The organism is Gallaecimonas mangrovi (genome assembly GCF_003367375.1).
Classification (GTDB): Bacteria; Pseudomonadota; Gammaproteobacteria; order Enterobacterales; family Gallaecimonadaceae; genus Gallaecimonas; species Gallaecimonas mangrovi.
In genome coordinates, this window is the sequence record NZ_CP031416.1 from 2184244 (window position 1) to 2198746 (window position 14503).

Here is a 14503-nt window from a genome sequence, read left to right on the forward strand (position 1 = left end):
ATTCCTTTTCCTTAAAACAAGCGCTCGACGCCTTTTCACCCATAACCCAAGTAGCCATAAGCCCCAGGGGATGGCAAAGACAACGCGTTGTATTGTAGGGGTATAAAGTGAACGCACGGTACAAATGCAGTTTGCAAGTGTATCGGCTGTTTGGTGCCGGTTACAGCGAAAACCCATCCAAAAGACAGGCAGGATTGGCGGGCGTTAACGGCGCACTGACGCCGTCAACCGGGTTAGGCATAGAGGCTAACCGTACTGGGGGTTGTGGTGCTGGTGTTGTTATAACGGTCACTTAACTTTGCTTGGGCATCGGTTGCATACGCAATAGCATTGCGGCGGCGCTGCTGCGCGGCGTAGTCAACCAAGGTGTCAGCGTCGATAACATTGTCATCATCGGTATCGGTGTCGGTGCTTTGGGCGATATATTGCTCGACTAAGTCGTGTTGATACTGATACTTAGCCGCAGTGAGTACAACATCTTTGGTTTGTGCTTTGTTCTGCTGAGGGGTTTGAGGCAGCGAAGCTGCCGATAAGCTAGTCATAGCGCGCTCCTGATGCGTAGCATCACATAGTCCATTAACGCACTAATCCTAGACGACGAATGGTTAATGATATGTAACAGCGTGTAATCGACGACACTTAGCCGTGTTATCAGCACCTAGGAGAACCGCCTTTGTTACCGCTTCGCTTTGTTATTCCCTCGTTGCTGCTGGCCATTGGTCTATTTGACGCTTCCCATGCTCAGGCAAGCACCGGCCACAGGCCGTTCGACCCACTTTATTGGCAGGTAGAGCCTTTATCCACCACCCGATAGGCGGCAAAAGTCTTTTTGGAGGGGCGATCAGCAGTTGTTATGCCCAGCATTTTGTTGGCATTTTCTTGGGCTCGCTCAGAAAGTTGGATCCTTTTCAGCTCAAGCTTTTTGCTTGCTTCATCGGACCAATGGCAGAGGCTGTCTTTGCTGGCAGCGGAAGACGCCAGATGTTTTATGGTTTGGGCTATCTCAGCATCGCCTTTAAAAACATTGGCAAAAGCAAACACCACTTTTTCAGCCACAGAACCGGGCTGGGCGCCGTTAAGCATGTGAAGGTAGGTATCGCGGTAACGGGCCTTATGAGCACCCACAAAGGCCAAGGCATCATCGTCCAACCCAGAGCCTTGCGCATATACGCCATAAAGGCCGTAAAGTTCCAACTGCTTGAACGGCACCATAAAGGCGCCTACCGAAGCAACACCAAGCAGTACAAGGAGTATGGCCAGTCGCTTTTTCTTCATGGTTTACCTCATCTGACTGGCATAGCCAATTTAATGATTATTGCATCTTCAAAAAATAAAATTTTTGATTACTTAGAAGACGGGTGTCCTTTCCCACATTTTTTAGGCATATTTCTCATACCATATCTTCAACCAGCGTGGCTGATTGTCTTTATAAAACCACGAAATCATATCTGCCGCCGCGCGAGGGAAATGCTGAAAATTTCCATTCAGAAAATCATAATACAAAGTATCTTCTGAAACCGCGTATTGATGGCTAGATTTAAAATGAATAGAAGAGTCTCTCGCCTCTTGTAGTTTTTTAAATGGCTCCCAAACTTTTTTCCCTTTGGGCGTTGCCACCTCATATAAGGGGGGCAATATTTGACTTAACTTTTCACTGGTTGATAGTTGTCGCTCTAATTCAGAAGCAGACATACTTACTCTTTTATTTCTTCGCTTGACGGTGACGGCATCTTTGACAGAGCGACCAATGGATTGATTGCAGAAGACCTCAAGAGCTTGGAAAGAGAAAGTTGAAGTGATCATGCACTGCTGAAAAAAATTAAAAAGCTCTGTCGTATCTTCTTTAGCAACTGAGAATCCCGGGCCATCAGGAGTAATAACATCTTGCCAAGTAAACTGCCTTAGCAACTTCATTGAAGATTCAGCTGACTGCGCAGCCATATCCAGCGCTAGTGCAGTCGCACTTGGCAATGTAAATCCTAAATTTGCTCCATTTTTTAGTTTAACCGAAGCCGCCTGTGTAACAACTGACCCCGCTTTATGCGCTGGCGCGCCTCCAGATGTTGCTGGAACATCTTTAGTCAACCAAGTTACAGCGGCAATTCTCCAATCGCCCAGCTCTTCTTCTGTAGGTGCTTCGTAGTCGCTCATTATTTGCCTAACGCCCAAAGCAGCGGCGGCGAAGCCGTCCAGCCACGAAGTGGCGTTGCTGCCTTTGCTTGTTATGAGTTTTGTGCAAAAACATATACTGCACCACCGATGAGCCCTAAAGAAACTAAAACTAAGATATTTGATAAAAAGCTAGCCCGCCATGCGCTAACCCATTTATGTATTTCTTTATCATGGCGACGGTAGTGTGCATGCTTTCCAGCGACACCGAATGCAATAACACCAAAAAATAAAAGCACCCAGCCGAGAGTTCCACCGGGTAAGGTTACGCCAGCAATTAGCGCACCCAATACCATTACAAATGAAATGCCTGATATTGCAAGCACGAAGTCTGGCCAGTACTTTAGTTCAATATTTTTAAATGGATTGCTCAATGAGGACTCCCTGACTCATAACGCCCTAATAACGGACCGGAACGCAGGCGTGAAGTGCCGGAGTGGAGGTACGAGCCAGCTTGCTGGCGGGCGTTGATTAGATTGTTATGTGCTTGCATGATCGTACAAGAAACTAAAAAGCTCTGGCTTAAACAAAAATGCGCCTACTATTGCAAGCCAATAGATTATTTGAGCTACCTTAACTCCCACCTCAGCCATTTTCGTTGTTACCTCAATTCCTGATGCTGAAACAATAGACTTGGGAAGGAAAAACAATACTTCTAGCCAATATAGTGGATTAAGGCTCAATTTTGCATTTGCGAGAAAATGCCCTTTTGCAATATGAAGCAAACTCCTTCCACGCTGCAAAATATCAGTATTTTGGAAAAGTAAATTATCTAGAATGTTTAGTCGATTTTTTTGAACATAGCCATATCCAACGCCATCCATATAGCTTTCGACAGGAATCTCGCGTCCTGTTAATTTAAACACACGGCCAATTTCAGTTGTATTTTCCTGAATCCATTCCGCGGCTTTCTGTGCTTTGGCTTTATCTTTCTCTGGGGCATCATTACCAAGCCCTGCCAGCCATTCATCATGCTTTTTTATAACACGACGCATGAAATTCCAATTATTCAAATTAATTAGAAATCTTGATATAGGGAATAGCAGTAAAACTAGAAGTTTAAACATGAATCTCCTATCACATAACGATTTAACTCAACGGCACGGTTTACCGTGTCCGTTGTAGTGACTTGTTTTGTGGCTGGCAGATCACACGGAAGGTTGATGGAAAGCTGAACCATTTGACATCCTTGTGTCCGGCAAGCCCTGCCACCCGCCGAGGTTGGGAAGTTTGTTCCTCACTTGAAGCTGGCTGGCGGTGACTGCGTGCAAGCTCGCTTCACCAGCGACGTAAGCGCTTCAAGCGTGCCTGAAAAGTGCAAACTTCGCCAGACGCATTCGTCATAGCAATCATAGCTGTAATAATATACAGTTATTAGCCGCTAACTCATTGTTTCGGCGGCACAAAACAGTTTTATTAGCGAGCGCGCTCGCTTTTACTCATCAGATCAGTTGTCATTTATTGCGCTAACAAACTGATATCCCTATTGATTTTCTACCCATACAGTTTCTTTGACTCGGCTAAACCGAGCGGTCTCGTTTTTATGCGAGACATGCGCTCGTTATCATCATGTCGGATGAGGTAAATCATATTATTTTTTAATAACTTATGACTGGTTGTTCCAGCAAAAACGAGCCTAGCGCGTTGTCACAATAGCCCTGTTCAGATAGGTGCACTAGATACACTGTATATAAAAACAGCTAACGGAAGGACACACCTTCTAATCACCCACAACGCCATTCCCCAAACGAAGCCACCCGCTCTTGGAGCCCCTTTTGAGTGAAGCGCCTTTACGCCGGGAGCGTGAGCTGACGCGAGACAGGGATGTCGAGCGAGCGGATGACGCGTCGGGGCGAAGCTTGCACAGTGAAGCACCGCTTCGCTGCTGCTGAGCGCGAGCACAGGACGTGCGAGCCGGCATGAACCGCCATGGATGGCTGATAACGCAATGTCTCGCTGAAATCACCGGCAAAGACATCGCGACAAATTTGCCAGGAGCAAATTTGAATATCGGCGCTTGCGATGATTACCCGTTAGGGCGAAGACCAAGGATGGTCTGAGTAAACTTGGGCAATGCTTTTGCCAACTTTTGCCGACAAAATTACCGGGAGTAATTTTGAATATCGGCGCTTGCGACGATAGCCCGCTAGGGCGAGGACCATGGATGGTCCGAGTAAACAAAAGTTGGACGCCCGCCGGTGCGCGAACCGGTAAATAAAGGGCTTTTCAAGCAACTGATGAGTCGATGAAAAACCACGCTACCGCCCCTGAGTTACAGCCCTCACCTTGCTGATATCCCTATCATCACTGTCCCAAAGAGCCTCCCGCCCTTTGCAAAACCCCTTTGCTTACATCCACATAAACGCAACTTAAACCACCATAACCACATCAAGGTTACGGGTAAACCGCTTGGCATCAAAAATTAGCAAAAAAGTGATACGCCTAACCTGCCGAGTCTTTGTCCTGTCGTGACAACCGTTCAAACGAAGCCATAAACACAGCAGTCAAGAATGCGCTAATGACATCACGCTCTTGGGGCCCCTTTAAGTGACAAAAACGTCAGGAACGTTTTTGAATATTGGAGCAATGCGACAATAACCCGAAGGGCGAGTGTCATGGACGACGCGAGTAACCGCCTTACCACCGGGAACGGGAGCTGGCTTGAGGCATGGATGCCGAGAGAGCGGAAGACGCGTCTGGAACGCGTGTGGAGCGGTCAGCGGCAAGTGACCAGAGGGAAGGACACCGCGTAACGCCGGGGTGGCCTTCTTTGGATATTTTCTTGGCCACAAAATTTTCGGGAACAATTTTGAACGTTGGCGCCAAAGCCAACGGCCCGCAGGGTGAAAACCATGGATGGTCTGAATAACCAAGAAAGTATCACGCCCGCCGGTGCGCAAACCGGCATATAAAACAGCGATCAGCAAAAATTCGAAATCAAGAAACAACGCCTCTCCCCCACCAAAAAAGCCGCTTAACGCGGCTTTTTTGTCACTCACTCTGGGTCATACCCCAGTATCGGCGCCAACCACCTTTCGGTTTGCTCGATAGTCCAGCCCTTACGCCGCGCGTAATCTTGCACTTGGTCACGGTCGATATCCGACACGCCGAAGTAGCGGGACTCGGGGTTGGCAAAGTACCAGCCGGACACGGCGGCGGTTGGGAACATGGCAAAGCTCTCGGTGATATTAAGGCCGATACGCTGGTTAGGTTTTAAGATCTCCCACAACAAGCCCTTCTCAGTGTGGTCCGGGCAGGCGGGGTAGCCGGGGGCTGGGCGTATGCCTTTGTAGCGCTCACGGATAAGGTCTTCGTTATTCAGCGCCTCATCGGCGGCGTAGCCCCAGAACTCTTTACGCACCCGCTCGTGCATGCGCTCGGCAAAGGCTTCGGCCAGGCGGTCAGCCAGGGCCTTGAGCATAATGGCCGAATAATCGTCCCCGGCTTTTTCGAACGCTTCCACATAAGGGTCGATGCCGATACCGGCGGTTACCGCAAAGCCGCCCATGTAGTCTTGCACTGTGCCTTTGGGGGCCACGAAGTCTGACAGGGCAAAGTTGTGGTTACCGGCCCGCTCCATTTGCTGGCGAAGGTGATGCAGGCGCACCGTGCCTTCATCGGTTTCGATATCGATATCGTCAAAATCGACGCTATTGGCCGGGAAAATGCCAATCACGGCGCGGGCGGTAAGCCATTTTTCTTTGAGGATTTTCTCAAGCATCGCCTGGGCGTTGTCAAACAGCTCTTTGGCCTCTTCGCCGACGGTGGGGTTTTTAAAGATGTCCGGGTAGCGGCCGTGCAGTTCCCAGGAGCGGAAAAACGGCGTCCAGTCGATGCGCTCAATCAAATCTTCAAGGGGGTAGTCGTCAAACACCTGGATGCCCAGCTTATGGGGCTTAAAGGGCTGGTAGTTGGCCCAGTCGGTGCTGGCGCGGTTGTCACGGGCGGCAGCCAGGCTTACCAGCGCCTTGCGGCGGCCTTGGCTGAGGCGCTTTTCGCGCATCAAGGCGTATTCTTTGTACTCCTGAGCCACCAGAGCGTCGCGGCCGCCGCCGATGAGCTTGCTGACCACCGGCACGGTGCGCGAGGCGTCTGCTACGTACAGGGCGCCGTGCTCGTAGTGAGGGGCTATTTTCACGGCGGTGTGAATTTTCGAGGTGGTGGCGCCACCGATGATAACCGGCAGGCTGATCCCGGCCTTTTTGAAGGCTTTAACGTTGTGGATCATCTCGTCCAGCGACGGGGTAATCAGCCCCGACATGCCAATCACGTCGGCGCTGTGGGTTTTGGCGGCCTCGATGATTTTTTCCACCGATACCATCACCCCAAGGTCAATCACCTCAAAGCCGTTACATTGCAGCACCACGCCAACGATGTTCTTGCCGATGTCGTGCACGTCGCCTTTGACGGTTGCCATCACCACCCGGCCGTTGGACTTGCCCTCTTCTTTCTCGGCCTCGATATAAGGGGTGAGGTAGGCCACCGCCTTTTTCATTACCCGCGCGGATTTCACCACCTGCGGCAGGAACATCTTGCCGGCGCCGAATAAATCCCCCACCACGTTCATGCCGTCCATCAGCGGCCCTTCGATGACATCTAAGGGGCGGGTGGCGCTAGCGCGGGCGAGTTCGGTATCTTGGTCAATAAAGTCGGTAATGCCTTTAACCAGGGCGTATTCCAGGCGCTTATTGACTGGCAGTTCGCGCCAGGCCTGAATTTCCGCTTCTTTTTGGGCGCCGTCGCCGCGGTAGTCGTCGGCAATGGCCAGCAGCCGCTCGGTGGCGTCATCGCGGCGGTTCATTACTACGTCTTCCACCGCTTCACGGAGCTTGTCGTCGATATCGTCATAAATAGCCAGCTGGCCGGCGTTGACGATACCCATACTCAGCCCCGCCTTGATGGCGTGGTAGAGGAACACGGCGTGGATGGCTTCGCGCACCGGGTTGTTGCCCCGGAACGAGAAACTAACGTTACTGACGCCGCCGGAGATGCGAGCGTGGGGCAGCGTTTCGCTAATGGTGCGGCAAGCCTCGATAAAGGCAACGCCGTAATCGTTGTGCTCGTCAATGCCGGTGGCCACGGCGAAAATGTTGGGGTCGAAGATGATGTCTTCGGGGGGAAAGTCTACTTCGTCTACCAAAATGCGGTAGGCGCGGGTACAAATTTCCACCTTGCGCTGGTAGGTGTCGGCCTGGCCGTCTTCGTCAAAGGCCATGACCACCACGGCGGCGCCATAGCGGCGAATAAGCTTGGCCTGGACTTTAAAGTTCTCCACCCCTTCTTTCATGGAGATGGAGTTAACAATGCCCTTGCCCTGAATGCATTTAAGGCCCGCTTCGATGGCGTGCCATTTACTTGAATCTATCATCACCGGCACCCGGCTGATGTCGGGCTCCGAAGCAATCAGGTTTAAAAAGCGCACCATGGCCGCTTCGGCATCAAGCATGCCTTCGTCCATGTTGATGTCGATAATTTGCGCCCCGGCTTCCACCTGCTGGCGCGCCACCTCAAGGGCGGTTTCGTAATCGCCGGATTTGATGAGTTTCAAGAACCGCGCCGAACCGGTGACGTTGGTGCGCTCACCGACGTTCACAAACAGGCTATCGTCAAAGATGTTGCAAGGCTCAAGGCCGGAGAGCCGAGTGGCTACCGGGATGTTCGGCAGCGCCCGGGGTTTAAGGCCCTGCACCGCTTCGGCCATGGCTTTAATGTGGGCAGGGGTGGTGCCGCAGCAGCCGCCAACCAGGTTCAGCCAGCCGTCTTTGGCCCACTGGCCGATAAATTCGACCATCTGCTCGGGGTTTCGTCGTAGCCGCCAAATTCGTTGGGAAGGCCGGCATTGGGGTGCACCGACACATAGCATTCGGCAATGCCGGACAGCTCTTCAATGTAAGGGGCCAGCTCTTTTGGCCCCAGGGCGCAGTTAAGGCCCATGGACAGCGGCCGCACGTGGCGCAAGGAGTTGTAAAAGGCCTCGGTGGTTTGGCCGGTTAAGGTGCGGCCAGAGGCGTCGGTGATGGTGCCAGAGATCATCACCGGCAGCTTAATACCCTTGGCATCCATGAAGGCATCCACCGCAAACAGCGCTGCCTTGGCGTTCAAGGTATCGAAGATGGTTTCCACCAAAATGATGTCGGCGCCGCCGTCAATCAGCGCTTCAGTGGATTCGGTGTAGGCCGCTACCAGCTGGTCAAAGCTGATGTTGCGAAAGCCGGGGTCGTTAACATCGGGGCTGATGGAACAGGTGCGGTTGGTGGGGCCCAAGACCCCGGCAACATATCGAGGAATACCTGTTTCAGCGGCCACTTCATCGGCTGCCTGGCGCGCCAGGCGCGCGGCTTCGAAGTTAATTTCTTTAGACAGTGCCTCCATGCCGTAGTCGGCCATGGCTATGGGGGTGGCGTTAAAGCTGTTGGTTTCTATGATGTCGGCCCCCGCCTCTAAATACTGGCGGTGGATGGATTTAATCACCTTGGGTTGGGTAAGCACCAATAAGTCGTTGTTACCCTTGAGATCGCTTGGCCAATCGGCGAATCTGTCGCCGCGAAAGTCCTTCTCCTCCAACTGCCGGTTTTGGATCATGGTGCCCATACCGCCATCAATAATGAGGATGCGGTCGTTAAGGGCAGCGAGGAGTTTGTCGGACATTGAACACCATTGGACGTTTATACGTTTGGACGGCCATAATACGCACATTAGCAAAAAACAGGTAGCCCTAATGTCTCACCAGGCGCGCCAACAGCGGCTTAAAGAAAAGGTTGATGCCCGTATTGAAGCAGCAACCGATGAAAAAGGCATTTTGCTGGTATTAACCGGCAACGGCAAAGGAAAATCCACCGCTGCCTTCGGCACCGTTTGCCGGGCCGTCGGCCATGGCCAGCGCGCCGCCGTAGCGCAGTTTATTAAAGGTAGCTGGGCCTGCGGCGAGCGCGAGCTGTTAGCCGGCCACGGTGTGCCCTTTGCGGTAATGGCCACCGGCTTTACCTGGGAAACCCAAAGCCGTGAGCTGGATATGGCTGCTGCCCAAAAGGTGTGGAATGAGGCCAAGGCTTGGCTTAAAGACCCGGCTATCAACCTCGTTGTACTGGACGAGCTGACTTACATGCTGAGCTATGAGTACCTCAATATTAACGAGGTACTGGAGGCCATTGCCCACCGCCCTGCCCTGCAGCATGTGGTGGTAACCGGCCGCGGCGCCCACCGCCGCCTAGTGGAGATGGCAGATACGGTGTCGGAAATTCGCCCGGTCAAGCATGCCTTTGATGCGGGTATAAAAGCCCAGCTAGGGCTCGACTACTGATGAAAAAAAGCCCCGCATCGGCGGGGCTTTTGCTGTTACTGGACGTTGGGCTTACTTTCGTTAAGCACTTTTTGTGGAATGGTTTTTCTCACCTTCGCCACATCGCTGGCGCTAACGCTACCGGCTTTGTTGCTCCAGGCTTGGCGCAGGAAGGTGGCAAGCTTGGCGGTTTCTTCGTCCGACAAGCGCCAGCCAAAGCCCGGCATCGCCACCGCTTCGGGGCCCGCTTTGGTAGAAGGCATTCGCGAACCGGCCAAAATCACATGAATAAGGCCGCTTGGGTCCTCAGCATTCACCAAAGAATTGCCGTTTAGCACCGGGAAGATGCGTGCGCCGCCTTCACCACGGGTGAAGTGGCAGGCACCGCAGTTATCCAGGTACAAACGTTCGCCCGAGTCTTTACCAACCTTGGCGCTGTTGAGCAGCTTGGCGGTTTTGTCAGTAGCGGCTTTGTCGTCGCTAATGGCATTGCCTTGGCCCGGCAGGGCTTTGAGGTAAGTGGCCATGGCGGTTAAGTCCGCTTTTGACATATAAGACATGCTGTGTTCGATAACGCTGGTCATCTCGCCCACCACCGCCGTGTGGCGGTTACGGCCAGAGGCCAGGTAATCGGTGATATCCGCTACCGACCAACCTTCAAGGCCGCCGCCTTTGCCGCCGCGAATACTGGGCGCATGCCAAATACCCACGTCGCCACCGGTCAGGAAGTCGTCGTCTTGACTGGTGTAACCCTTTTCCTGATAGGCAAAGCCGCGAGGACTGTGACAGCTGCCACAGTGGCCTGGGCCTTCCACCAAATAGGCACCACGGTTGAACTCGGGTGACTTGCTGGCATCGGGCTTAAAGCTGTCGGAATCGGTGAAGGTCCAGTTCCAAAAACGAATGCCCCAGCGCTGGCTGAACGGGAAGCTTAAGTCGGTTTTTGGCGCTTTGGTGTCTACCGCTTTTACGCCGTGCATAAAGTAGGCGTAAAGGGCTTTAACGTCGTCGTCGGTTAACAGCGCATAGTCAGGGTACGGCATGGCCGGGTACAAAAAAGCCCCGTCGGCGCGGCGGCCATGGCGCAGCGCTTGCTCGAACTGCTCATAGCTATAATTACCGATCCCCGCGGTTTTACTGGGCGTAATGTTGGTGGAATAGATGTTGCCAAAGGGGCTGGCAATGGCTTTACCCCCGGCAAAAGCTTCGCCGCCTTCTTTGGTGTGACAGGCAATACAGTCACCGGCGCGGGACAAGTATTCGCCTTTATGTACCAGTGCTGCATCATCGGCGGCAAACGCTTGGCTTGCTGCCAACAGCAAGGCGGGGCCAGCCAAAACATTCAATAACAGTTTCATGACTGACTCCTTATGCCTGTACCAATGGGCCAGGGTTTGGCAGGTACTGTTCACGAATGGCTTTCGCCGCCCAATAGGTCAGGCCGCCAACCAGCATGGTGGGGTTGTATTGCAGGTTTTGCGGGAAGACGCTGGCGCCCACCACAAAGACGTTGTGCACGTCCCAGCTCTGCAAATAGCGGTTAACCACGCTGGTTTTCGGATCGGTACCCATGGCCGAGCCACCAACGTTGTGGGTGGTTTGGTAATGGCGCACGTCGTAGTTGGTGCCAAAGTCCTTATAACTGGATTTAAAGCTATCCGGGTTCATGCTCTTGGCCAGCATTTCAATCTTGCCTTTCATGAACTGGGTCATGCGGATGTCGTTGTCTTTCCAGTTAAAGGTCATCCGCAGTAGCGGCAGGCCGTGGTTGTCGGTGTAGTTCGGGTCCAGGCTCAGGTAACAATCGCGGTAGGCCATGTTAGAGCCGTGGGTATGAATGCCCATGGAGTGGCCGTAGTTTTCCTTCACCGCCTTTTTCCAGCCCGCGCCCCAAGAAGGGCTACCGCTTGGCAGCGGCATGTTGCGAATGGGCTGGCCGTTGGTCATGGCCGCTGAGAAATAAGAACCACCGATAAAGCCTTCTTTACGGAAATCAATCTGGTTGATGGCGAAATCGTCCAGGGTGGTGGAGTTACCGCCAGTACCGATGAAAGGGTTAAATTCTTTATCTTTAAAGAACATGGTGGTGCCGCCGGTCATTTGGTAGGCGTAGTTACGGCCTACCACACCGGTATTCGAGACCGGATCGTACGGCTGGCCGATGCCAGAGAGCAGCAGCAAACGCACGTTGTGATAGGCAAAAGCACCCAAAATAACCATGTTGGCAGGCTGGAAGACTTTTTCGCCTTTGCTGTCCACATAGGTAACACCAATGGCTTTTTTACCGTCGGAGTCCAGTTCCACTTTCAGCACTTCACAACCGGTGCGGTAGGCAAAGTTTTTACGCTGTTTAAGAGCGCCCAGCACACAGGTTTGCGGCGAGGCTTTGGAGTAGTTAACGCAGCCATAGCGCTCACAAAAACCGCAGAAGTTACAAGGCCCTAACTGCATACCGTAAGGGTTGGTGTAAGCCTCTGAGGCGTTGGCCGCTGGCAGCGGGAACGGGTGCAGGCCATGGGCCTTGGCGGTTTTGGTGAAAAGGTCGTCGTTGTAGGTGCGCTTTAAAGGTGGCAGTGGGTAGCCTTCGCTACGCGGGCCTTCGAAGGGGTTACCGCCTTCTTGAATTTGACCCTTGATGTTACCGGCCTGACCGGACACACCCATCACCTTATCAAAGAAGGTAAAGTGCGGTTCTAGCTCTTCGTAGCTGACCCCAAAGTCCTGAATGGTCATGTCTTTGGGAATAATGTCGCCACCAAAGCGTTCTTCCACGTAGCTTTTTAAGCGCAACTCTTCTGGCATCGGCCGCCAGCTGTGGCCGTTCCAGTGGGTACCGGCGCCCCCTACCCCTTCACCGGGCAGGAACGAGGCCAGCTGCCGGTAAGGCACCGCCGTTTCATGAATATTATGGCGCACGGTAACGGTGCTTTTCGCGGGTGGCAGCATTAGCTTTAAGCGCACACCGTAGGTGAGTTCGTCGGCCATTTTCGGGTAGGCAAAATCAGGCACGGTGTCACGGTCTTTACCTTGCTCGAGGGCAAGTACGTCAAGACCAGCTTCGGTCATTTCCATACCCATAATCGAGTTGGTCCAACCGAGGCCAACCAGGACGACATCAACAGGTTTTTCTTGTCTGGCCACGGTTACCCCCTTTCGCCATTAATGCTGACCGGCCCTAACGGATACGGCACGTTATGCTGTTCAACCCACTCCAGATAGGAAGCGCGGGCACCAGGGAAGCCAATCATCTTCCAGGCGGCCATGTCTTTGTTGCCACCATGGATGGGGTCACAGAAGTAACCTTCTTTGGTGTTTTGCAGCAAGAAAGCGAAAAACTGCGCGGCGCTGACATCGTCAAACTTGATGTCATCTTTTTGCAGGTGGGTTAGCAGTTGGTCTTGCTGGTCAGCGCTTAATTCAGCAAAGACTTTGCCGAACTGGCCTTGGCAGTACTTGTCGGTAGCGGCAATGCCTTTTTGGTAGGTTTGCGCCGGATTGAGGGGCGACTGGTAACCCAGTTGCGGTACTGCTTTTAAGAATGGCGGTTTCATGTACCAGTCTTTGGCAAGGCCAAAATCGCCCTTCATTTGCCGATCGATAAACACCGGTACGTTGACTTCCAAGGCCCCTGGGCCTGTGGCATCAGCTGGGATCAGACGATCGCAGGCGGCCATAACAAAACGCCACTCGCTATCGTTAAAAAAAACCGGTTTATAGGACTTAAGGTCGGTAACTTCGGTTTGTGCTTTGGCCGAAATAATCACGCCCGGCCCCAAGGCGGTGGCAGAAATGGTCCAAAGTGCGCCTTTTACAAAGCGGCGCCTCGAATCGTCTTTTATATCGTCCATGGCTACTCCTGAACTTTTTTTCGCACGACATGTTGAATAAAGGGAGATCTAACCAGCGCGGTTAAGGCGCCATTTAAAAACCCAACTGATGTTTTTACCTTGTAAAAAGGAATTGATATATATGAAAAACACTTTTCAGCTGAAATGCACTTTTACATTAAAAGCAGTAATGTTTTTCTTGCTTTGACAGGCTGTCGATTTTTGTGGCGATTGTGATTGAACAGATCGGTAAAAAAGCAGAATGCGCTTTTGCTAACGCACATAAACGTAGTGCAAAAATGTACTCACAGCGAATGCCCCATAAATAAACCGCCAGGGTCGTCATTCACTTAAAAAGCGGCGCGTTATTTCGGAAACAGTAGAATCAAATTAAAACGTGCGCCAAAACCATCCGCAGCTCCAGCGGGGCTGTCTAACCAATAGCGCAACCCCACGCCATACTGCACCGTTTGTTTTCCCCACTGTGTGACCTTGTTCCAAGCCAGGTTCATTGGCGCCGACCATTGCTTGTTTTCCCAGTCATAGGTGGCTTCAAAATTGGCCGACAGGGTTCTACCACCCCCTAACGAATAGGTCATAAAAGGCTGCAAAAAAGTGGCGTTAAGGTCGCTTCGATAGCGGCTTCCGGCCACATCGGTTAGGTGGTTAACCAAAGCGCCATAGGTCCATTTTCCTTGTTGAATAAGGGCTACCGCCGTTGCGCCAGCACCCCATTTTTCGGTACCTAAATAATCTTCGCTGGCAGTGGGCAGCAAAAATACCGGCCCTACCCCCCAAGTCATGCCGCCTTCGGTAGGTGCTTTGGGTGAAAAAAACAAACTTTGCACCACATCACCCAAGCCGGTTTGGCTCCAGCCGTCGTCATAAACGTAATTGTCTTGGTGGATAACTGGCATGATGGTGCGGCTGATCAGATTCCAGTCATCGCTGATGGAAAAAGGAATAACCGGCTGCACATTCAAGGTGTAACGAAAACCATTACCATTTTTGCCGCCACCATAATCAATGTTGTTTTGAAAAGGGACACTGATGAGATTAGCAATAGGGTTAGCCAGCTTTTTAGCCAGTTCATCATTGGAGGCGGCGAACACCGCGGGGCTGCAAGCGGCTAAAAAGAGCATGCTTAATACACTTTTATAAGTATTCATGACCAAATCCATTTGTTAATTAATATTTAATTAAGTGTAATTAACAAATTCACATTTCG

11 protein-coding genes and 1 pseudogene are annotated in these 14503 nt (G+C 52.2%); 1 reads left to right on the forward strand and 11 read right to left on the reverse strand.

What is annotated here, in order from left to right; translation table 11 throughout:
* Positions 1–233 precede the first annotated feature (233 nt).
* From DW350_RS10480 to metH, 7 genes and pseudogenes are all read right to left on the reverse strand, one after another.
* Complete coding sequence (locus tag DW350_RS10480; RefSeq protein WP_115718822.1) at positions 234–542, reverse strand: hypothetical protein; 309 nt, start codon at positions 540–542, stop codon at positions 234–236.
* A 235-nt stretch (positions 543–777) separates the two neighbouring features.
* On the reverse strand, positions 778–1275 hold the full coding sequence (locus tag DW350_RS10485; protein ID WP_115718823.1) for a hypothetical protein: 498 nt from the start codon (positions 1273–1275) through the stop codon (positions 778–780).
* A 102-nt stretch (positions 1276–1377) separates the two neighbouring features.
* Positions 1378–2151, reverse strand: coding sequence for a hypothetical protein (locus DW350_RS10490; RefSeq protein WP_115718824.1), 774 nt, complete (start codon positions 2149–2151; stop codon positions 1378–1380).
* Positions 2152–2222: 71 nt separating this feature from the next.
* On the reverse strand, positions 2223–2543 hold the full coding sequence (locus DW350_RS10495) for a hypothetical protein (protein ID WP_115718825.1): 321 nt from the start codon (positions 2541–2543) through the stop codon (positions 2223–2225).
* 105 nt (positions 2544–2648) lie between these two features.
* Positions 2649–3236, reverse strand: a complete 588-nt coding sequence (locus DW350_RS10500) for a hypothetical protein (RefSeq protein ID WP_115718826.1) — start codon at positions 3234–3236, stop codon at positions 2649–2651.
* Between the two features lie 1476 nt (positions 3237–4712).
* A complete protein-coding gene (locus tag DW350_RS19450; protein ID WP_152032970.1) occupies positions 4713–5168 on the reverse strand; it encodes a hypothetical protein in 456 nt (151 codons plus the stop codon).
* Positions 5165–8751: pseudogene (gene metH / locus DW350_RS10505) on the reverse strand (methionine synthase). The gene DW350_RS19450 and the pseudogene metH overlap by 4 nt, the downstream one beginning before the upstream one ends.
* Before the next feature lie 136 nt (positions 8752–8887).
* On the opposite strand from metH, the gene cobO reads away from it, so the two are divergent.
* The gene (gene cobO / locus DW350_RS10510; protein WP_115718827.1) at positions 8888–9469 is read left to right on the forward strand and encodes a cob(I)yrinic acid a,c-diamide adenosyltransferase; all 582 of its coding nucleotides are present in this window, start codon (positions 8888–8890) and stop codon (positions 9467–9469) included.
* Between the two features lie 35 nt (positions 9470–9504).
* On the opposite strand, the gene DW350_RS10515 is transcribed toward cobO, so the two are convergent.
* The 4 genes from DW350_RS10515 to DW350_RS10530 form a co-directional block, all read right to left on the reverse strand.
* A complete protein-coding gene (locus DW350_RS10515) occupies positions 9505–10806 on the reverse strand; it encodes a cytochrome c (protein ID WP_115718828.1) in 1302 nt (433 codons plus the stop codon).
* A 10-nt stretch (positions 10807–10816) separates the two neighbouring features.
* Positions 10817–12589: a GMC family oxidoreductase gene (locus DW350_RS10520; RefSeq protein ID WP_115718829.1), complete on the reverse strand. Its 1773-nt coding sequence runs from the start codon at positions 12587–12589 to the stop codon at positions 10817–10819.
* Between the two features lie 2 nt (positions 12590–12591).
* A complete protein-coding gene (locus tag DW350_RS10525) occupies positions 12592–13296 on the reverse strand; it encodes a gluconate 2-dehydrogenase subunit 3 family protein (RefSeq protein WP_115718830.1) in 705 nt (234 codons plus the stop codon).
* Between the two features lie 344 nt (positions 13297–13640).
* Complete coding sequence (locus tag DW350_RS10530) at positions 13641–14444, reverse strand: transporter (RefSeq protein WP_115718831.1); 804 nt, start codon at positions 14442–14444, stop codon at positions 13641–13643.
* Positions 14445–14503: the final 59 nt, after the last annotated feature.

Bases quoted from the DNA above. Each gene is read 5' to 3' on its own strand.
- DW350_RS10525 (WP_115718830.1), bottom strand. From the start codon at position 13,296: ATGGACGATATAAAAGACGATTCGAGGCGCCGCTTTGTAAAAGGCGCA.
- DW350_RS10515 (WP_115718828.1), bottom strand. From the start codon at position 10,806: ATGAAACTGTTATTGAATGTTTTGGCTGGCCCCGCCTTGCTGTTGGCA.
- DW350_RS10490 (WP_115718824.1), bottom strand. From the start codon at position 2,151: ATGAGCGACTACGAAGCACCTACAGAAGAAGAGCTGGGCGATTGGAGA.
- DW350_RS10530 (WP_115718831.1), bottom strand. From the start codon at position 14,444: ATGAATACTTATAAAAGTGTATTAAGCATGCTCTTTTTAGCCGCTTGC.
- DW350_RS10485 (WP_115718823.1), bottom strand. From the start codon at position 1,275: ATGAAGAAAAAGCGACTGGCCATACTCCTTGTACTGCTTGGTGTTGCT.
- DW350_RS10500 (WP_115718826.1), bottom strand. From the start codon at position 3,236: ATGTTTAAACTTCTAGTTTTACTGCTATTCCCTATATCAAGATTTCTA.
- DW350_RS10480 (WP_115718822.1), bottom strand. From the start codon at position 542: ATGACTAGCTTATCGGCAGCTTCGCTGCCTCAAACCCCTCAGCAGAAC.
- cobO (WP_115718827.1), top strand. From the start codon at position 8,888: ATGTCTCACCAGGCGCGCCAACAGCGGCTTAAAGAAAAGGTTGATGCC.